The organism is Pseudonocardia sp. ICBG601 (assembly GCF_020496245.1).
Window position 1 is genome coordinate 1 of the sequence record NZ_JAHLJA010000157.1, and the last position, 19127, is coordinate 19127.

At 74.4% G+C, this 19127-nt stretch carries 17 protein-coding genes and 3 pseudogenes; 14 read left to right on the forward strand and 6 right to left on the reverse strand.

Going from position 1 to position 19127, the window contains the following annotated elements; translation table 11 throughout:
- Window positions 1–1147: 1147 nt before the first annotated feature.
- From KPL57_RS54220 to KPL57_RS70995, 7 genes and pseudogenes are all read left to right on the forward strand, one after another.
- The gene (locus tag KPL57_RS54220; RefSeq protein ID WP_226358154.1) at window positions 1148–1486 is read left to right on the forward strand and encodes a hypothetical protein; all 339 of its coding nucleotides are present in this window, start codon (window positions 1148–1150) and stop codon (window positions 1484–1486) included.
- Window positions 1483–2013 (forward strand): annotated as a pseudogene (locus tag KPL57_RS70985) (cation acetate symporter); the annotation flags it as partial. The gene KPL57_RS54220 and the pseudogene KPL57_RS70985, both read left to right, overlap by 4 nt.
- Window positions 2014–2167: 154 nt before the next feature.
- Window positions 2168–3241: a hypothetical protein gene (locus KPL57_RS70990; RefSeq protein ID WP_308253148.1), complete on the forward strand. Its 1074-nt coding sequence runs from the start codon at window positions 2168–2170 to the stop codon at window positions 3239–3241.
- A 215-nt stretch (window positions 3242–3456) separates the two neighbouring features.
- Window positions 3457–3798 (forward strand): DUF485 domain-containing protein, encoded by a 342-nt coding sequence (locus tag KPL57_RS54230; RefSeq protein ID WP_020627290.1) that lies wholly within the window; start codon window positions 3457–3459, stop codon window positions 3796–3798.
- Window positions 3795–5387: pseudogene (locus KPL57_RS54235) on the forward strand (cation acetate symporter); the annotation flags it as partial. The gene KPL57_RS54230 and the pseudogene KPL57_RS54235, both read left to right, overlap by 4 nt.
- Window positions 5388–5820: 433 nt before the next feature.
- Complete coding sequence (locus KPL57_RS54240; protein WP_020627288.1) at window positions 5821–6150, forward strand: rhodanese-like domain-containing protein; 330 nt, start codon at window positions 5821–5823, stop codon at window positions 6148–6150.
- Window positions 6151–6153: 3 nt separating this feature from the next.
- On the forward strand, window positions 6154–7197 hold the full coding sequence (locus KPL57_RS70995) for a DUF4328 domain-containing protein (RefSeq protein WP_308253149.1): 1044 nt from the start codon (window positions 6154–6156) through the stop codon (window positions 7195–7197).
- A 677-nt stretch (window positions 7198–7874) separates the two neighbouring features.
- Here the strand turns inward: KPL57_RS70995 and KPL57_RS54255 are convergent.
- Both KPL57_RS54255 and KPL57_RS54260 read right to left on the reverse strand, forming a co-directional pair.
- The gene (locus KPL57_RS54255) at window positions 7875–8306 is read right to left on the reverse strand and encodes a hypothetical protein (RefSeq protein ID WP_020625014.1); all 432 of its coding nucleotides are present in this window, start codon (window positions 8304–8306) and stop codon (window positions 7875–7877) included.
- Between the two features lie 138 nt (window positions 8307–8444).
- Window positions 8445–9152 (reverse strand): hypothetical protein, encoded by a 708-nt coding sequence (locus tag KPL57_RS54260; RefSeq protein ID WP_226358155.1) that lies wholly within the window; start codon window positions 9150–9152, stop codon window positions 8445–8447.
- Between the two features lie 127 nt (window positions 9153–9279).
- Here KPL57_RS54260 and KPL57_RS54265 point away from each other — a divergent pair, with 127 nt between their 5' ends.
- Window positions 9280–10503 carry an ISAs1 family transposase gene (locus tag KPL57_RS54265; protein ID WP_226350739.1) on the forward strand — a complete coding sequence of 408 codons (1224 nt, stop codon included), beginning with the start codon at window positions 9280–9282 and terminating at the stop codon, window positions 10501–10503.
- A gap of 250 nt (window positions 10504–10753) precedes the next feature.
- Here the strand turns inward: KPL57_RS54265 and KPL57_RS54270 are convergent, their stop codons facing one another.
- Complete coding sequence (locus KPL57_RS54270) at window positions 10754–11989, reverse strand: cytochrome P450 (protein ID WP_226358156.1); 1236 nt, start codon at window positions 11987–11989, stop codon at window positions 10754–10756.
- Window positions 11990–12010: 21 nt separating this feature from the next.
- On the opposite strand from KPL57_RS54270, the gene KPL57_RS54275 reads away from it, so the two are divergent.
- The gene (locus KPL57_RS54275) at window positions 12011–12940 is read left to right on the forward strand and encodes a DUF5926 family protein (RefSeq protein ID WP_226358157.1); all 930 of its coding nucleotides are present in this window, start codon (window positions 12011–12013) and stop codon (window positions 12938–12940) included.
- A 70-nt stretch (window positions 12941–13010) separates the two neighbouring features.
- Here KPL57_RS54275 and KPL57_RS54280 read toward each other — a convergent pair whose 3' ends face one another.
- Window positions 13011–13547: a ferritin gene (locus tag KPL57_RS54280; RefSeq protein ID WP_149664175.1), complete on the reverse strand. Its 537-nt coding sequence runs from the start codon at window positions 13545–13547 to the stop codon at window positions 13011–13013.
- 107 nt (window positions 13548–13654) lie between these two features.
- Window positions 13655–14347, reverse strand: a complete 693-nt coding sequence (locus KPL57_RS54285) for a CPBP family intramembrane glutamic endopeptidase (protein ID WP_226358158.1) — start codon at window positions 14345–14347, stop codon at window positions 13655–13657.
- A 435-nt stretch (window positions 14348–14782) separates the two neighbouring features.
- Here KPL57_RS54285 and KPL57_RS54290 point away from each other — a divergent pair, with 435 nt between their 5' ends.
- Window positions 14783–15442: a hypothetical protein gene (locus KPL57_RS54290; RefSeq protein ID WP_374203923.1), complete on the forward strand. Its 660-nt coding sequence runs from the start codon at window positions 14783–14785 to the stop codon at window positions 15440–15442.
- Window positions 15439–15762 carry a DUF3817 domain-containing protein gene (locus KPL57_RS54295; RefSeq protein ID WP_020625020.1) on the forward strand — a complete coding sequence of 108 codons (324 nt, stop codon included), beginning with the start codon at window positions 15439–15441 and terminating at the stop codon, window positions 15760–15762. The genes KPL57_RS54290 and KPL57_RS54295 overlap by 4 nt, the downstream gene beginning before the upstream one ends.
- 7 nt (window positions 15763–15769) lie before the next feature.
- Here KPL57_RS54295 and KPL57_RS54300 read toward each other — a convergent pair whose 3' ends face one another.
- On the reverse strand, window positions 15770–16522 hold the full coding sequence (locus tag KPL57_RS54300) for a DUF2470 domain-containing protein (protein WP_226358160.1): 753 nt from the start codon (window positions 16520–16522) through the stop codon (window positions 15770–15772).
- A gap of 143 nt (window positions 16523–16665) precedes the next feature.
- Here KPL57_RS54300 and KPL57_RS54305 point away from each other — a divergent pair, with 143 nt between their 5' ends.
- The 3 genes and pseudogenes from KPL57_RS54305 to KPL57_RS54315 form a co-directional block, all read left to right on the forward strand.
- Window positions 16666–17574, forward strand: a complete 909-nt coding sequence (locus KPL57_RS54305) for a hypothetical protein (protein WP_226358161.1) — start codon at window positions 16666–16668, stop codon at window positions 17572–17574.
- Between the two features lie 14 nt (window positions 17575–17588).
- On the forward strand, window positions 17589–18536 hold the full coding sequence (gene pheA / locus KPL57_RS54310) for a prephenate dehydratase (protein WP_020625023.1): 948 nt from the start codon (window positions 17589–17591) through the stop codon (window positions 18534–18536).
- Between the two features lie 195 nt (window positions 18537–18731).
- Window positions 18732–19127, forward strand: a pseudogene (locus KPL57_RS54315) (histidine phosphatase family protein); the annotation flags it as partial.

A 19127-nucleotide genomic window follows, 5' to 3' on the forward strand; every position in this document is an offset into this window, starting at 1 on the left:
GTGTGACCCCGCGCGACAAGACGCCGCGCGACACGACGCCGCACGGTGCGACCCCGCGCGGTGCGACCCCGCACGGAGCGGCTACGCCCGGACGACGGCGACCCCGAGGACCGTGACCCCGACGCGCCGCGAGACCTACGGCCCGCCGGTCCACCCCACCCGCGCTCGCGCCGGCTCGGCCGCGCGCGAACCTCGTGCCGGACCCGTACGCCCCGGAGGGTGTCGCGCCCGGTCCCGGCTGGCCGCCGGTCCCCGCCGCGACCCCGGCACCGGACGTCGTCGACAGCGGTGCGCAGACCCGGCTCCGGACGTCACCGACAGCGGGAAGCAGTGGCCCCCGACCGGCGGCGGCTCCGGCCTGCCCCAGCGCGTCCCGGGCGCGACGTCGTGGTCGAGCACCTGGTCCCCCGACCGCAGCGCGCTCCTGGCGGGGACCCCCGACACCGCGCGCGCTGCCGACACCGCGAGCGCCCCCGACGCGGCGGACGCGACCGGCACGGCCGGGGCCACGGACGGCGCGACCGTCGCCGACACGAACCGGGACACGGCCCGCGACACGGACACGGCGGACCCGCGCGGCACGGACGGCACCGGGCTCCCGGCCCGCCCCGGCAGCGCGGACGAGCGCGCAGACGGGACTGGGGACACGACCGGGACACGACCGTCGCCGCACCGGCCGACCGGCCGGGGCCCGAGGGATCCACCGAGACCCGCCCGGTCCCCACCCGCTGGTCCGCGTCGGGGCGACGCGATCCCGTCGCCCCGACGCCGTACCGCCCGGACCCCGCCGACCGGTTCGCCCCGCGGCCGACCCCTCCGACCACCCCACCGACCACCCCACCGACCACCGCACCGACGACGAGCTGGACGACGACGACCTCCCCGACGAGGACGAGCTCGACGAGGAGCTCGACGAGCTGCGCGGCGGCCCCCTCGAACGCACCGAGGTCATCTGGCGCGCCCCGAGGTCGACGTCGCGCCTGCTCCCGAGCCGTCGGTCGAGCCCGGTCCCCAGCCGTTCGCCCCGGTCGCCGCGGCGCCCTACACCGGTGCCCGCCCACGCCCGTTCTCCGCCGAGCCGACCGACCCGCCCGCGGCCGCCGAAGAGCCCGGCGACGACGAGCTCGGCGCCGGGCGCGTCCGCATCGTGCTCTCCGAGCGCCGCTCGACCGCGCAGTCCTCGCGCGGGCTGTCCGACGTGCAGGACCCGGGCGCCGTCGGCACCCTGCTGCGCAACTCCCTGGTCCGCACCCAGCTGCTGCTCGCGCTGCGGGTCAGCGTCGTCGCGCTGATCGGGCTGGGTGTACTGCCCGCCCTGTTCATCGCGGTCCCGGTCCTCGGCCAGATCGAGGTGCTGGGCATCCGGCTGCCGTGGCTGCTGCTCGGCGTGCTCGTCTACCCGTTCCTGCTGGGCCTGGGCTGGTGGTATGTGAGCTCCGCGGAGGCGGCGGAGCAGGACTTCGCCGACGACGTGGCCGATCGATGAGCCTGACCGCGATCCTGTCGCTGGTCGCGATCGTCCTGGTGGCGGTCGCGTCCTCCGTGATCGGCTCCATCGCCCACCGGACCAGGCTGACCTCGGACTTCCTCGTCGCGTCCCGGTCGGTGCCGTCGCGGCTCAACGCCGGCGCGATCTCCGGCGAGTACCTGTCGGCGGCCTCGTTCCTCGGCATCGCGGGGCTGATCCTCGTCCAGGGTGTCGACGCGCTCTGGTACGCCGTCGGCTACACCGCCGGTTACCTGTTCCTGCTCCTGTTCGTCGCCGCGCCGCTGCGCCGATCGGGCGCCTACACCGTCCCCGACTTCGCCGACGCCCGGCTCGCCTCGCCGATGCTGCGCAAGGTCTGCGCGGCCGTCGTCATCGTCATCTGCTGGCTCTACCTGCTGCCGCAGCTGCAGGGCGCCGGGCTGACCGTCGGCATCGTCACGGGTCTGCCCGACTGGATCGGCTCCGGCGCGGCCGGGGTGATCGTGGTCGCCACCGTCGCGCTCGGCGGGATGCGCTCGGTGACGTTCGTGCAGGCGTTCCAGTACTGGTTCAAGCTGACCGCGCTCGCCGTGCCGGCCGTGATCGGCCTGGCCGTCTGGCTGGGCGACGGCCACACCTTCGCCCGCGACGAGCCGCCGGAGTTCCGCGAGCCCACGACCGTCTCGGTCGCCACCCCCGGTGACGCTCGAGGCGCGGCTGGCCGTCGACGTCGTCGCCCGCGGCACCGTCGCCGGGCAGCCGGTCGACGGCCCGCTGCGCTGGGTCGCCGGGTCCACCCACGAGGTCACCGCCGGGACCGAGCTGCGGTTCGCCGCGGGCGCCCCGGTGCCGGTCACCCGCGGTGCCCCGACCGACGACGAGAGCTGGCTGCGCCCGTTCGCCGGCTCCGATCAGCACCAGCTGCTCGCGACCTACTCGCTGATCCTCGCCACGTTCCTCGGGACCATGGGCCTGCCGCACGTGCTCGGCCGCTTCTACACCAACTCCGACGGCCGGGCGGCCCGTCGCAGCGCCGTGCTCGTCCTGGCGATGCTGGGCGGCTTCTACGTCCTGGTGACGCTGCTCGGCGTGCTGTCGCGGGTCTACACCCCGCAGCTGCTGGTCACCGGCCGCACCGACGCGGCGGTCCTGCTGCTCCCGACCGCGATCCTGGGCAGCGGGCTGCTCGGCGCGCTGGTGGGCGGCCTCGTCGCGGCGGGGGCGTGGGCCGCGTTCCTGTCGACGGCGTCGGGCCTGCTGGTCAGCCTGGCCAGCGTCGTGTCCACCGACGTGCTGCCCCGGCACGGCCGGATGACCCGGCGCTTCCCGCTGGCGACGGTGCTCGCCGGGGTGCCGCCGACGATCGTCGCACTCGTGCCGACCGGCCTGAACTTCGCCGAGGCCGTCGCGCTGGTGTTCGCCGTCGCCGCGTCCACGTTCTGTCCGCTGCTCGTCCTGGGCATCTGGTGGCGCGGGCTGACCGATGTCGGCGCGATCGCCGGGGTCGTCGTCGGCGGGGTGGTGTCGGCCGGTGCGGTCGTCGCGGCACTCGCCGGGGTCGACGTCTCCGGGCTCGGTCCGCAGGCCGACTGGATCGGGGTCCTGCTGTACCGGCCGGCGATCGTCAGTGTGCCGCTGGCGTTCGCGACGATGGCGCTGGTGTCCCGGTTCACCCGGGCGCGCCGCCCCGTCGACGCGGGCCAGGTGCTCCTGCGCCTGCACGCACCCGAACGGCTGGGTCTCATGCGGGACCGATTGGACGACAGGGCCTGACGGGTCTCCGCCGAACGGGTCTACACAGCGTCACCGTTCGGACCGGTGGGTTCGTCCGGACCGGGGTTCTCGTCGGTATCGGCACGCAACGACGTTCCCCGACGCGATACCCGGTCGTTGTTCCGGGTGAAGTGTGTCCCCCGGGGACGCGCCGCGGTCCCCCGGCCACGACGCGGCCCGGCTCCCCGCAGCACGACCCGAAAGGAACCGGCACCATGAGCAGCCCCGCAGAGCGCTCGGCCGGCACGATCTACCAGCAGGTCCAGGCGAGTCCCGAGTTCCGGGCGTACCGCAGCCGCCTCCGGCGCTACGTGTTCCCGATGACCGCGATCTTCCTCGCCTGGTACCTCGCCTACGTCGGTCTCGCCAGCTACGCCCCCGAGTTCATGTCCATCCGGGTCGTCGGCACGATCACGGTCGGGCTGCTCGTCGGCCTCGGCCAGTTCGTCTCCACCTTCCTGATCACGACCCTGTACGTCCGGTTCGCCGAGCGTGAGATCGACGGCCCGAGCGCCGAACTGCGCGCCCGGGTCGAGCAGGCGGAGGTGCGCGCATGACCACGTCCGTACTGGCCCAGGCCGAGTCGGTCGGCTCGGTCACCGCGAACCTCGGGTTCTTCCTGCTGTTCGTGATCGTGACCCTGATGATCGTGCTGCGGGTGAGCCGCACCAACGCCACCCGCGCCGACTACTACACCGGTGGGCACGCCTTCACCGGCCCGCAGAACGGCACCGCGATCGCCGGTGACTTCCTGTCCGCGGCCTCGTTCCTCGGCATCGCCGGGGCCATCGCCCTCTACGGCTACGACGGCTTCCTCTACTCCGTCGGCTTCCTCGTCGGCTGGCTGATGGCGCTCCTGCTCGTCGCGGAGCTGCTGCGCAACACCGGCCGCTTCACGATGGGCGACGTCCTGGCGTTCCGGATGCGTCAGCGCCCGGTCCGCGCGGCCGCCGCGACCTCGACGCTGGTCGTCTCGCTCTTCTACCTGATCGCGCAGATGGCCGGGGCCGGCGGGCTGATCTCGCTGCTGCTGCAGATCCCGAAGACCGACAAGCTCTCGCAGGCGCTGGTGATCGTCGTCGTCGGCGGCCTCATGGTCGTCTACGTGCTGTTCGGCGGGATGAAGGGCACCACCTGGGTGCAGATCATCAAGGCCGGCCTGCTGCTCACCGGCGCCGCGGTGCTGACCACCTGGGTGCTCGGCCGCTACGGGTTCAACCTGTCCGCGGTGCTGGAACACGCCACCCGGAACTCCGAGCGCGGCGAGGCCATCCTCAACCCGGGCCTGCAGTACACGAACAAGATCGACTTCATCTCGCTCGGTCTCGCGCTGGTGCTCGGTACGGCGGGCCTGCCGCACATCCTGATGCGCTTCTACACCGTGCCCTCGGCCAAGGAGGCCCGCCGCTCGGTGGTCTGGGCGATCTGGCTGATCGGCATCTTCTACCTGTTCACGCTGGTGCTCGGCTACGGCGCGACGGCGCTGCTGCCGCCGGGGACGATCACCCGCGCGAACCAGAACGACGCCGCGCCGCTGCTGGCCTACGCGATCGGTGGCGAGATCATGCTCGGCCTGATCTCCGCGGTGGCGTTCGCGACGATCCTCGCCGTCGTCGCCGGTCTGACGATCACCGCATCGGCCTCGTTCGCCCACGACGTCTACGCCAACGTGCTCCGCCGTGGCACCGCCACGCCGGACGCCGAGGTGAAGGTCGCCCGCACGACCGCGCTGGTCATCGGCCTGGTCGCGATCGGCGGCGGGATCGTCGCCAACGGGCAGAACGTCGCGTTCCTGGTGGCGCTGGCGTTCGCCGTCGCCGCGTCGGCGAACCTGCCGACGATCCTGTTCTCGCTGTTCTGGAAGCGGTTCAACACGACCGGCGCGCTGTGCAGCATCTATGGCGGCGTGATCGTCTGCGTCGGCCTCATCGTGATCTCCCCGGCCGTGTCCGGGTCCCCGACCTCGATGGTGCCGAACGTGGACTTCGCGTTCTTCCCGCTGTCCAACCCCGGCCTGGTGTCGATCCCGGTGTCGTTCGCGCTGGGCATCATCGGCACCTTCCTCGGCGGCCGCGAGCGCTTCAACGCCGCCCGCTTCGCCGAGATGGAGGTCCGCTCGCTCACCGGTGCCGGTGCGGTCCGCGCGACCACCGCGCCGAAGGAGGCGCCGAAGCCGACCGCGGTCCCCGCCGAGGACCTCATCGGCATCCCGCGGCGCGAGACCGAGGGCTCCGGTCGGCACCGCTCGCAGCCGCGTCCGCAGCCCCGGCCGAACCCGGGGCAACGGCCGCAGACCAGCCGCCAGGCCGGCGAGCTGTTCGGCAACACCGGTCTGACCGGTGTCCAGCCCGTGGTCGGCGCCGACGGACGTCCGGACCGGTACGGGACGGGCCGCCCGCCGGGACCGCAGGGCACTGGCGGGTACCGGCCCGCGCAGGCCACCGGCGGGTACCGGGCCGCGCAGCCGCCGCTGGACCCGAACGAGGTGACGATCCCGCACGGGTCGCTCTACCGCGACGACGGCCGCTGAGCCACGCCGCTCACGGCGGGTTGACGGGGTGGCGTGGCAGGATGGCGCCATGTCCGACCCGGTTCCCGCCGTGAGCGTGTCCGCTCTCCCCGCCGACGCCCCGATGCTGGACGTCCGCGAGCTCGACGAGTGGACCGCCGGGCACGCCCCGCACGCCCGTCACCTGCCGATGTCCGAGCTGGCCGCCCGGATGGGCGAGGTCCCCACCGACGACCCGCTCTACGTCGTCTGCCGCTCCGGCGGCCGGTCGGCCCGGGTCGTCGCCTACCTGACCCAGCAGGGCTTCCCGGCGGTGAACGTCGAGGGCGGCATGCAGGACTGGGCCGCCCAGGGCCGCACGATCGTGACCGACGACGGCAGCGCCCCCCGGATCGCCTGACCCGTGTCCGCGCCGGCGCCCCGACGGCCGGGCCCGCCGTGCCCACGCTGCGGCCGGACGGCTCCCCCCGGTGGGGGCGCGTTCTGCCCGTGGTGCGGTCGCTACCTGGCCGCCCTCGACTGGGTCGCGACGACGCCCGGTGGCCCGGCCGCCGAGCCCGCCGCCCGTCGGGACCGCTACACCGGTCCGCCCCGCTACCGCACCGTCCCGCGCTGGGGCCTCCCGGTGGGGCCCTGGCGGATCGCGCCGGTACCCGGCGAGGGACCGCTCCGGCCGGTCGACCGGGCCCGCGCGCTGGCCGCGCAGCTCGTACCCGTGCTGTGGGTGGTGGTCGTCGTGTCGGGGATCGCCGCCGTCGCCGAGGTGTGGCGGTACGTGCTGCTGCTGTTCAGCCGGTCCGACGCGTTGTCCCCGGAGGCTGTCGGCGTCTCCGACGCGCTGGTGTGGTTCGGCGGCTGGTCCTCGGTGGTGGCGACGATCGCCGCCGGGGTGCTGGTGATCTCGTGGAGCCTGTGGACCTACCGGGCGGCCGCGGACCGTGCGGGGACGCGCGCCTGGCGGAGCCACCGGTGGGTCGTCGCGGGCTGGGTGGTGCCCGGCTGGAACCTGGTCGCGCCCGGTTCGCTGCTGGCCGAGACCGAGCACACCGCACTGGAGCTGCCACCGGAACGGCGGCCGTCGCCGTCGCGGGAGCTGCTGGTCTGGTGGGCGCTGTGGGCGGCGTGCGTCGTGCTCGGCGCGGTGGTCCTGGTCTGGCGGTTCCGCACCGGCACGCAGGCGCTGGCCGACGGGGTCGTCCTGCACGCCTGGGCCGACGTGCTCGCCGCGGTCACGGCGTGGCGCACGATCCGGGTCGTCCGCATGCTCACCGCTCTGCTGGCGACGCGGCCGCAGGGTCCCCGGCAGCTGCTGGTGTCGGTGTCGGCGGAAACGGCGGGCGCGGCAACGGTGGGCGCGGCGACGGCGGTCCCGATTGGGACGGCGGCCCCGCAGGCAGCGCCGACGGCGGCATCGGGCCCGACCGGGGCGGCGGACCCGGCGGGCTGAACCCGGGCGGCTCCGGCGGGCCGAACCGGGGCGGGTCCGGCGGGCCGAACCCGGAGGGGCCCGGCGGGCCGAACCCCGGCGGACCCGACGCCGGGGCGGCCCCCGCCCGGCCCGCAGGCGTGGTCGGCGGGACCGGTCCCGGGTGGTCCGGCACCGGCGCGGTGGTGGCCGGCGTGGCCGCCCAGCCCGCGGACCCGGGACGGACCGCCGTCGACGGGCCCGCGGTCAGTGCCGCGTCGGAGACCTCCTCCAGCAGCTTGCGCACCCGCCGCACGGCCCGGTCCGGGCCGCGCACGACCACCGACAGGGCCAGCCGCCCGCCGTGCGGGTCGGCGACGGTCCGCAGCACGTGCCGGTCCGGGCCCGCCTCCAGGACGAGCCCGAGCCGCCCGCCCGCGTTCGGGGCGAGGGCCAGCGCGATCCGGACGAGCTCGGCGTGCGCCGCGCCGCGGACCTCGTCGCGGTGGTCGTGAGCCGCGGGGACACCCCGGCCCGTCCGCCCGACGGCGGTGTCGGGCCCGCAGACGTCCAGCACCATTCCGCTGTCCACGTCGAGCAGGGCCGCCGAGCGGATCCGCGGGTCGAAGAACAGCGGGCCCAGCACGGCGGCCAGCCCGTCGGTGCGCACGGCGACGGCGTGCCGGTGACGTCCCATGGGAGGCGTGGTCGCGGGGGCCTCAGCGCTGCTGGGCGGGGAAGAACGCCTGGCCTTGCGGCTGCGGCGCCCCGGCCTGCGGCGAGGTCATCGCGAACTGCTGCTCGATGACGCGCAGGTCGCGGCGGGCCATCGCCAGGTTGGCCTGGGCACGGTTGAGCACGAGGTAGAAGAACAGCTGCTCGTCGGTGCCGCGGATGATCCGGATCAGGTGGTACTGGGTGTCGAGGGTGATCAGGATGTCCTCGATGTTCTCGCGCAGACCCAGCTTCTGCATGACCTCGAGCTTCGTGCGGACGACCTCGGAGTTCCCGGGCGCGGCGACGTCGAGGTCGAACTCGGGGCTTCCCCCGCGCGATCCCAGCGTCATCCCGCTCTCGAAGTCGACGATCGCGACCGCGAACGCGCCCTTGATGTTGGCGGCCATGTCGAGGGAACGATCGATGTTGTTCATGTCAGGAGCCTTCCGCGCGGCAATCGCCGCGACGATCTCGGGGGAGTCTGCGCCGCGATCCGTTCCGCATTTCACGAAGAATGATCTCGGATCTTTCCGGCGCCGGGGCCGACAACGATAACGCGCAATTCCGGAGCGTCAACACCCCGATGCCGACGACGGGTCCAGCCGGCGCAGCGCGGCGAGGATCCGGGACATGGTGCCCAGGTCGTCGGCCCACCTGCCGCCCTCGGGGGTGGCTCCGGCGTGCGCGTCGTCACCGTCGGCCGTGTCGGGGGGATCTGCCGCGTCGGAGGGCTCGGCGGGTCCGGGCGCGCGCCGGGGGAGCGGGACGTCCGGGGCCGGGGTGCGCTCGGCGCCCGGCACCGGCGAGGGCGACGGCACCGCGATCGTCGCCGGTGGGGTGTCCACCTGCCCGGGAGGTGACGTGGCGGGGGTGACCGGCCGGACCCGCATCACCGGGCGGGTCGCGACCGGCGCCCCGATGGGGGCCGTGACCTGCTGATCAGTTGATGTCGATGTCGATGTCGCTGTTGGTGTCGGTTCCGGCGTTCGTGCCGGTGTCGCGCCGGCCGGGCGCAGGGCCCGGCGGGCCAGCGCGACCGGGCTCCCGGACCGGTCGAGGTGGGCGTAGGCGAGCAGCGGGGCCGCGCCGTCGCGGGGCAGTGCTCGCAGGAGGTGATGGTCGCCCTCCCGGGTGGTGACCACCGCGTCCTCGAACACCGGTCCCGGCCCGCCGACCTGCGCGGCGCCCCAGTCGAGCACCTCCGCGAGGCCGGGCACGGCCCGCTCGCCCGCGGCCGCGACGAGCTCCCCCGTGCCGGGGTCGGCGCAGGGCCCCGGCAAAGTCGTGATGGGTGGGTCCTGAGCTGCGGTGATGTGGGGGGTGGGGGTGGGTGCGGACACAGGCTTGGCGTGATCATGAGGGTGTCGAATCCTTGCTCACGTCAGGAAGCCTGTGTCCGCAGTGTCAGTGTCTCCGATCGTTGCTGCTCTGGAAGGCCTGGAGGTCGGTCCTGACGCGGGGAGAGCCGCGCCGGTCGGTGAGGCGGCGGGGTTGTCGCTGGTGGAGGCCCTGTCGCGAGTGCCGGACCCGCGGAAACCACGCGGTGTCCGCCACGGTGTCCTCGCGGTGTTGCTACTGGGGGCGTGCGCGGTGTTGGCGGGGGCCCGGTCGTTCACCGCGATCGCCGAGTACGCCCATGACGTCGGCCGCGCCGTGCTGGACGTGCTCGGGGTGGGCGCGGTCGCTCCGCACGAGTCGACCATCCGCCGGGTCCTGCAACGGGTCGACGCCTCGGCGCTGGAGGCGGCGTTGCAGTCCTGGGTGTTGCCCCAGCTCAGCGCCCAGCCGGCCCCGGAGGGCACACCCCGGCGAGAACAGCGTCGCGTGCTGGCCTTGGACGGCAAGACCCTGCGCGGCGCCCGCGTCCGTGCCGCCGACGGCAGGGTCTGGCTCCCGCATCTGGTGTCGGTGCTCGACCAGACCAGCGGTGGCGTGCTCGGCCAGGTTCAGGTCGCAGAGAAGGGCAGCGAGATCACCGCGTTCACCGCGCTGCTCGACCCCCTCGACCTCGACGATGTACTGGTCACCGCGGACGCTCTGCACACCCAGCGAGCCCACGCCGACTACCTACACCGCCGCGGCGGGCACTACCTGATGACGATCAAAGCGAACCAGCCCACGCTGCTGGCACGGGTACGGGCGCTGCCCTGGACCCAGATCGGCGTCGCTGATCGTCAACGCGGGCGTGGGCACGGCCGCGTCGAGACCCGCACGATCAGCGTGGTCAGCCTGCACCCCTGTCCCGACCTGGGCGCAGAGTTCTTCCCCCACGCATCCCAGGCGATCAAGCTGGTGCGCCGGCGTCGCCCACTGCGGCCTGGCGGGAAGTGGAGAACCGAGACCGCCTACGCGATCACCAGCCTGACCAGCACCGACGCCGATCCAGGACTGCTCGCCCGCTGGATCCGTGGGCACTGGTCGATCGAGAATCGCCTGCACTGGGTCCGTGATGTCTGCTTCGACGAAGACCGCGCCACCGCCCACACCGGTCACGCCCCGCAGGTCATGTCGGCGTTGCGGAACCTCGCGATCACCGCGCTACGCCTGCACGGCGTCAGCAACATCGCCGCAGCACTCCGCCACCACGCCCGCGACCCCCATCGACCACTGACCACCTACAAGATCATCTAGCGACTTTGCCGGGGCCCTGGGGGTCGGCGACGCAGGCGTAGCCCGTCCCCGGCACGCCGAGAACGGTGCGCAGAAGTTCCGACCACGATTCCATCGCCGACGATTCCACCACGTCCTCGGATGGTCGTCGACGGCGGTGCGCGTCTTTTCCGATGCACCTTCCCGTCCGTGATTGCGCGGCGCCGTCGACAACGATCCGCCGGCTTCCGGGAATGGACCGTTCGGCTCTCGCATTGTTACGGCATTCGGTTCACCGGGTGCTGCCCGTGGTCAGCCGCAGCTCCGCCCAGCCGCGCATGACGAACCGCGGGCGCCGGACCGGCTCGCCGTCGACGGCGGCGTCGGGCAGGCGTTCCAGCAGCGCGCGCAGCACCTCGGCGATCTCCAGCCGGGCCAGCGGGGCACCCAGGCAGTAGTGCACCCCGGCCCCGAAGCCCAGGTGGGGGTTGGGGGAACGGCCGACGTCGAGGCGGTCGGCGTCGTCGCCGAAGACCGACGGGTCGCGCCCGGCCGCGCCGAGCAGCGTCGCGATCCGGGTGCCCGCCGGGACCACGTGGCCGGCGATCGTGGTGTCGACGACGGCGGTCCGCTCGAACAGCTGCAGCGGGGCGTCGAAGCGGATCAGCTCCTCGACGGCCGTTCCGACCAGCCCGGGGTCGTCGAGCAGTCGTCGCCACTGGTCCGGGTGCCGGAGCAGGGCGTGCACGCCGTTCCCGACGACGTTGACCGTCGCCTCGTGGCCGGCCATCAGGAGCAGCACCGCGGTGCCGACCAGTTCGTCCTCGTCGAGCCGGGTCCGGTCGCCGGTCTCGTCGTCGCGCACCGCCAGCAGGTCGGCGAGCAGGTCGCGGCGACCGGCCGGGTCGGTGGCGATCCGCCCGGAGCGGCGCTCCTCGACCAGCTCCCGCAGCAGGGCCGTGAAGTCGGCCGACGCCTGCTCGGCCGCGCGCCGGCCGTCGTCGCCGGGGTCGGGCTCGTACATCCGCACGATCGCGTCGGACCAGGCCCGCAGCGGCGCCCGGCGGTCCTCCGGCACACCGAGCAGGTCGGCGATCACGGCCACCGGCAGCGGGGCGGCGACGTGCTCGACCAGGTCGGCGGGGGCGCCGTCGCGGACGCGGGCCACCAGGTCGTCGACCAGGGCGCCGGCCCGCGCCCGCACCAGCGGGGCCAACCGCTCGGTGTGGCCGCGGGCGAACGCCGAGGCCACCAGGCGCCGCAGCCGGGTGTGCGGCTCGCCCTCCCGCTCCAGCAGCGAGTTGCGGTGCAGCAGGTTGAACGCGGCCAGATCGGTCGCGGGCTCGGCGTCGGACCAGATCCGGCCCAGCCCGCGGTCGCGCAGCACGGCCGAACAGGCCGCGTGCGTCACCGCGACCGGAACGCCCAGACCGGGGTGGTCGTGGACCGGTCCGGCGGCACGCAGGGCCGCGTAGGTGGGGTAGGGGTCGGCGAGGAAACCGGGGTCGGCCGGATCGAAGGCATGCACGACCCGCTACCTTGCCCGGCGATGGGTAAGAAGACGCGCAACCGTGCCAGCACCGCCGACGCGGGGGACAACCCCCGCCGGCCGTGCTCCTGCGGCTCCGGCAAGCGGTACAAGGCCTGCCACGGCGCCGGTGACGACGTGATCGTCATCCGGCCGTTCGAGGGCCTCGCGGCGGAGCCCGACCTCGTCGCCATGCGGGAGTTCCTCCCGTCGGCGACGGCGCCCCTCCCGGTCCGTTCCGGCGGGCCGGTCACGCTGGCCTCGGTGCTGCCGGGCGCGTCCGCCGCGATCGTGCGCGACAACGGCGAGGTCCTGCTCGGCATGCAGGTCCAGACCCGCTCCGGCGACCTCTCGGCCGACCTGGCCGGGGCGCTCGCCTGGGCGCGCTCGGCCGAGCCGGGATCGTCGCTGCCGGTCGTCGGCGCCGGGCGCCACACCGGTGAGCGGCTGCAGGACGTGCTGGAGCCCGGCACGCCGCTGGAGCCGACGGTGCACGCCGACTTCGCGTGGTGGCTGCCGTCGGAGAGCCCTGACTCCGAGGCGCAGGCGATGCTGGAGCGCGCCAACTCGGTGATCATGCCGACCGAGGCGGTGACCGCCGACGGCGTGCGTGGCGCGTACTGGGTCGACACCGGCTCGAAGGCGCACGTGCGCTGGGTGCGGACGGAGGACGAGACGACCCTGATGGCGGCGCTGGCGCGGCTGTCCGGCGAGGGCGGCCTGGAGCTGGGCGAGGGTTCCCGCTACGCCGGCTCGTTCCGGGCGCACGGGCTGCTCGTCCCGGTCTGGGACGTCGACCGGGAGATGCACTCCTCGGAGTGGGCGGGTCCCGCCGCGGAGTTCGCGAAGCGACTCGACGAGGCGGTGGCCGGGCTGGACGCCACGCCGCTCACCGAGTCCGAGCACCGGGCGCGCGACGTGCTCGCGGGCAAGCAGATCACCCTGCGGTAGTCGCGCGGACGCTCCGGCGCCCCCTGCTCGGGGGGCGCCGGAGCGGCGCTGCGGACCGACGGACGGGCGCTTACAGGGCGCCGCCGGCGACCGGCGGGGTGGCCGGGTCGCCGCCCCCGCCGTTGGTCATCTCGCGGGCGACGAAGTCCTCCACGTGGAAGAGGTCGTCCCCGGCGCGACGGACGATGGTGAGCAGCGTCGTCATCGAGGCGACCTCCTCGACCTGCTCCTTGAGGAACCACTGCAGGAACTGCTCGCCGAGGTAGTCGCCCTCGTCGCGGGCGGTACGGGCCAGCGTGGTGATCTGCTCGGTGACCTGCTTCTCCTGGGTCAGCGCGAGCGAGACGAGCTCCTCGACGGAGGAGAACTCGTTCTGCACCTCACCGACCGACGGGATGGTCGGGGTGAGGTCGTTGTCCATCTGGTACTGGACCATCATCAGCGCGTGGTTGCGCTCCTCGAGCGACTGCGCGTAGAAGTGCGCGGCGAGCTGCGGGAGGTCGGCGTCGTCGAGCCAGACGGCGATGGCGAGGTACTGCTGGCTCGCGGTGAACTCGCTGCGGACCTGGTCGCGCAGCAGGGCGTGGAACTTCGATTCGTCGGTCATGACATCCAGGTTACCGACCGCCGGCGTTTCCTGGAACGGCTCCAGAAAGGGCGTCCGTCTCAGTTGGACAGGGTCACCTTTCCCCTGGTGAGGGCCGCTTTCCCGAGTCAGAACGGGAGGACGCCACCCAGCAGCGCGTACCCCACGAACGCCACGACGTCGATCAGCAGATGGGCGCCGACGAGCGGCCACAGCCGGTTCGTCCGCTGCCAGTAGCGGGCGAACACCAGGCCCATGACCAGGTTGCCGACGAACGCGCCGATCCCCTGGTACAGGTGGTAGCACCCGCGCAGGACGGCGGCCGCGAACGCCGAGCGGTTCTCCGACCAGCCGAGCCGCCGCAGCCGGGTGAGCAGGTAGCCGATCATGACGACCTCCTCCGCCCAGGAGTTCGCCGCCGCGGACAGCACCAGCACCGGGATCCGCCACCACTGGTCGGTCAGCGTGCTGGGCGCGACGTCCGGGGTGATCCCGGCGAGCCGTCCGACCAGGTAGAGCCCCAGCCCGGGGATGCCGATCAGGGCGGCGAGGCCCGCGGAGTGCGCCGCGTCGCGCCACGGCCGCCGCCCGTCGAGCCCGACCCGGCCCAGCGCGATTCCCGCCCGCAGCAGCAGGTACGCGGCCAGCGCGCCCCATCCGGCCAGCTGCAACGCGCGGACCAGCTGGAACGCGAGGTCGATCCACGCATCGGTGGACGCCGGCGCGTTCAGGGTGACCTGCTGGTCGGCGAGCGGGGCGGGGTTCAGGAGGGCCTCGAGCAGCGACAGCGCGCTGCGCACCGCGGACAGACCCAGTGTCACGGTCAGGACGACGGCGATCTCCAGGCCGATCAGCCGTCGCTCGCGGGGTCGGTGGCGACGCCCGGGAAGGACGGGGGCGCCGGGCTGAGCCAGTCCCGCAGGGACCCACGCGGTCGTGCCGGGGCCGGTCCGCTCGTCATGGGCCGATCATCGCACCGGGTGCCGGACGGCCCCGCGGGCCGAGCCGTCGGGCGGCGGTCGGTCCGTGCCGCAGTCCGGCGATGCACGGTGCGCGCGGTGATCGATGGCCGTGATCCACCCCGCGCGCGGTGATCCGTCGTCCGCGCGTGTCCGGACGCGCGCGGGCCGCGGATCAGCGCGCGCCCTGCGGATCACCGCGCGGCCGGGGAGCGCGGGCGGGCGGTGGGCGGCGTGACCGGGCGCTCGTCGGGTCCCGGCCGTGGCCACGCCGGGGTGCGTACCCTGGTCCGCGTGATGCGGCTGCTGCTGTCCCCGAGGTGGATGGTCTGGCACGTCCTCACACTCGGCGCGATGGTCACCTGCACCTGGCTGGCCATCTGGCAGTGGGGACGAGCGGGATCGGCGATGGGCTCGGCCCTCAACGTGGGCTACGGCCTGCAGTGGCCGCTGTTCGCCGTCTTCTTCGGCGTCATGTGGTGGCGCTTCCTGAGCATGGAGATCGCCGACCTGCGCGCGGCGTCGGCCGGCACCTCCGGCGACTCCACCGCGGCGATGGACACGGATTCGCCGACCGTGCCGGCGCAGCAGGCCGCCGACGCGGCCCCGTCGCCGGTCGCCGAGACCACCCCCTCCGCGCTCACGACGACGGCCAGGACAACAGCCGCGCCGACGGCCACCGCGCCGACGGCCACCGCGCCGACGGCCACGACACCGGCCGCGACGACAGCCACCACACCGGCCACCACGCCCACCACACCGACGGCTACGACCCCTGACGGGACGACGGCCGCCACCACACCGGCCGGGAGGACGGCCACCCCGGCCGGGCCGTCGCCGTTCACGTCCCGCCCGGCGAACGCCGTCCCGCCCCGCAGCACCGACCCGCAGCTGCGGGCCTACAACGAGGAGCTGGCCCGCCTGGCGGCCCGGCACCGGGAGGAGTCCACCCCGTGACCGTCGCGACCGCCCTGAAGGCCTACCGGATCTCCGCCTGGGTCACCGGCGTCGGCCTGCTGCTGCTGACCTTCTACGCGATGCCGGCGAAGTACCTGTTCGGCGACCCGCGCCCGGTCGCACTGATCGGGATGGTGCACGGGTTCCTGTACATGATCTACATCGTGTGCACGCTGATCCTGGCCGAGCGTTGCCGCTGGAAGCCGGTGTTCGCCGTCGTCATCCTGGCCGCGGGCACGATCCCGGTCGCCTCGTTCGTCGCCGAGCGCAAGGTGACCCGGAAGGTGCAGGCCGAGCACCTGGCACCCGCCGGGCCCTGAGTCCGGCTCAGCGGCCCCCGGCCGGGCAGCCCACCAGCTCGGCGAACCGGCGTTGCAGCTCCTCGGGGGTGTCGGCGGGCGCGGAGAACGCCAGCCGCACGTCCTGGGTGCCGGTCGCGGTGGGCACCCGCACACGGAGCCCGAAGCGGTCCACGCCGACCGGACGGATCCGGCCGCCGACGAACCCCAGCCCGTCGGGCAGGTGACGGCGCAGCGCGCACAGCATCTCCGGGTGGGCCCGGTCCAGGTGCTCCAGCCATGCCTGCTCGACCCGGCAGAACGGGTCGGGCTCGGCCGCCGCGAGCTCGGCCGGCGAGACCGGTGCGCAGCCCTCGGCGTCGGAGTACACCGCCGACGACGGGCGCAGCCGCAGCAGGGTGGCGCCGCGCCCGGCGTCGAGGAGGTTGGGGTGCGGGGCCTTCTCGGCGAGCCGCAGGGCCCGCTCCCGGCCGGTCGTCGGGTCCGGCTCGTGCAGCGTCCCGACCAGCCACAGCAGCTCCCGGACCGGCTCGTCGAGCGGGACCGGCGTGCTGCCGGTCAGCTCGAGCATCACCGGGAGCCCGCCCGCGGTGAGCCGGGTGCGCTCCCGGAGCACGTGGTCGTCGGGCAGCAGCAGGTCGGTCGTGCCGTCCGGCCAGGTGTAGTGCATCAGCGGCGCACACGGTTCCGGCTCACCGGTGCCGACGAGTGCCGCGCGGCCACCACGGGTGACGAGGCTGCGGGCTCGCTCGGCGACGGCGGGCGTCGGGGGGCGGCGCACTCGGGTCGTTCCCACTCTCCCCTCCGATTAGGTAACCCTTACCTAAGCAGGAGGAAGTGTCGCCTGTCCAGTGCCGCGTGACACAGGGGGACAACCCCCTCTGCGTGCGCTCCGTGACCCGACCGTTAGCGTCTGTCGACGTGATGACCGTGCCCTCGGGTTCCTCAGCCGACCCGTGGCCGATCCGTCCGCTGCTCGCCGCGCTGGTCGACGACACCAGTCTGCTGCAGCCGAGGACCGTCGCACCGGGCGTCGACGCCGTCGTGTCGCGCTATCTCGCCGCCCGCGACGGCCACTACGGAGGCCTCGTCGGACGGCTGGTGTGCCCCGCGTCGCAGCTGCCCGCCGTCGTCACCGAGCTCGCCCGTTCCGCGCCGAGCAGGCCCGCGGAGATGGCCCTGGTCGTCGACACCGGGCTGGGCGCGGTGCCGAAGGCGCTGTCGACGGTGTTCTCGCGCTCCAGCCTGCTCACCCCGAGCACCGTCGAGTGCGTCGCGCCGCCAGACGTCGACGGGGTCTGGCTCGAGCGCGTGTCGGAGTTCGTGCCGGACGAGGTGACCCCGGTCGTCGAGCCGCGCCGACCCGTCGAGGGCGACGCCGACGGCACGCTCGCCTGGCTCGCCGCCGTCCGCAAGGTCGCCGAGCACGGCTGCACCCCGAAGATCCGCCTCGGCGGGCCGCGCGCCTCCGACGTGCCGGAGATCGTCGACGTGCACAAGTTCCTGCTGGCGGGCCTGGAGAGCGGCACCGGCGGCATCTCCGCGCAGGGCATCGACCGGATCGTCCGCGAGGACCCGTCCGACTCGACGCCCCGCGGCCGCCACGGCCTGCTGAACCTGATCGCCGCCGTCGCCCGGATGACCGGGGTCAGCGCCTCGCCCGACCCGGCCGAGGAAGCCCTGTCCTGCACCGACGGCGAGAAGCTTGCCCGGGAGCTCGACGAGCTGCCCGAGGCCGCCGTCGAGCAGGTCCGCACCGTCCTGCCGCGCTGCGGGGTCGACCCCGAGCCGGTTCCGATCGCCGACCTCGTCGCCCTCGGGCTGCTGGACTGATCAGGACGCATCGGATGCGGATCGGATTCCTGGGGCCGCACGCCACGTTCACCGAGCAGGCCCTGCTGACGCTGCCCGAGTCCCGTGGCGCCGAGCTGGTGCCGCTGCCCGGCGCCCCCGCGGTGCTGGCGGCCGTCCGCGACGGCTCCGTCGATGCCGGCTGCGTGCCGATCGAGAACACCGTCGAGGGCGCCGTCCCGCCGGTGCTCGACGGGCTCGTGGCCGATCCGCCGCTGGTGATCGCCCGCGAGGCCCGGATCGCGGTCCGGTTCTGCCTGATGGGCCGCACGGGCACCACGCGGGACGCGATCCGCTCGGTCGCCTCCCACGGCCACGGCATCGCCCAGACCCGCGGCTGGCTCGCCGAGCACCTGCCCGGCGCCGAGGTCCGGGTCAGCTCCTCCACGGCGGAGGCCGCCGCCCAGGCCGCCCGGGGCGAGGTCGACGCCGCCGTCGCCGCCCCGCTCGCCGCCACCCAGCACGGGCTGGAGGTGCTGGCCGACGACATCGCCGACAACGCGGGCGCTGTCACCCGGTTCGTGCTGCTCACCCGCCCCGGCCCGCCGCCGCCGCCGACCGGCTGGGACCGCACCACCATCGCCGCGACGACCACGAACCGGCCCGGCACCCTGCTCGGCCTGCTCACCGAGATCGCGGTCCGTGGGATCGACCTGACCCGGATCGAGTCCCGCCCGGTGAAGGACCGCCACGCCGAGTACTGGTTCCACCTCGACTGCTCGGGCCACGTCGCCGACCCGGCGATGGGGGAGGCCCTGGCCGCGCTGCACCGTCGCTGCGACCGGCTGATCTACCTCGGGTCGTTCCCGCGATCCGATCCCGCACCGGCCGCCCCCGCGGCCGGGGTGGGGAGCCCCGTGGCGGCGCTCGGCGTCGCCACCACCGACGACTACGCCGCGTCCGAGCGCTGGCTCGCCGCGGTCCGACGGGGAGCCGACACGTGAGCCACCCGACCGACGACGAGCACGACGGCGCCGCCTCCTTCGCCGCCGTCGGCACCGGCAGCCGGACCGCGCAGGTCCCGCCGGACGACGGCACGCTGCGCCTGGTGCTGGTCCGGCACGGCCGCACCCCGTCCAACGTGCGGCACCGCCTCGACACCGCGCTGCCCGGCCCCTCGCTCGACGAGCTGGGGCCGCGCCCAGGCCGAGGAGGTCGCCGGCCTGCTCGCCGGCTGGCCCGTGCGGGGCCTGTACGCGTCACGGGCGACCCGTGCGCAGGAGACCGCCGCCCCGATCGGGCGCGCGCTCGGCCGCGGGGTCACCCTGCTGAAGGGCCTGCACGAGGTGTCGGTCGGGGACCTCGAGGGCCGGGAGGACGACGACGCCCGCGCCGCGTTCGACGAGGTCTTCGAGGCCTGGTGGGACGGCGACGTCGACCGCGCCATGCCCGGCGGCGAGTCCGCCCGCGACGTGTGGGACCGGGCGCTGCCCGACCTCGCCGCGGTGACCTCCGGGCGTGTCGGAGGGTGCGGTCGTCGTCGTCAGCCACGGGGCGGCGATCCGTGCTCCTGTCGCTGGCGCTGCTCGGCGGGC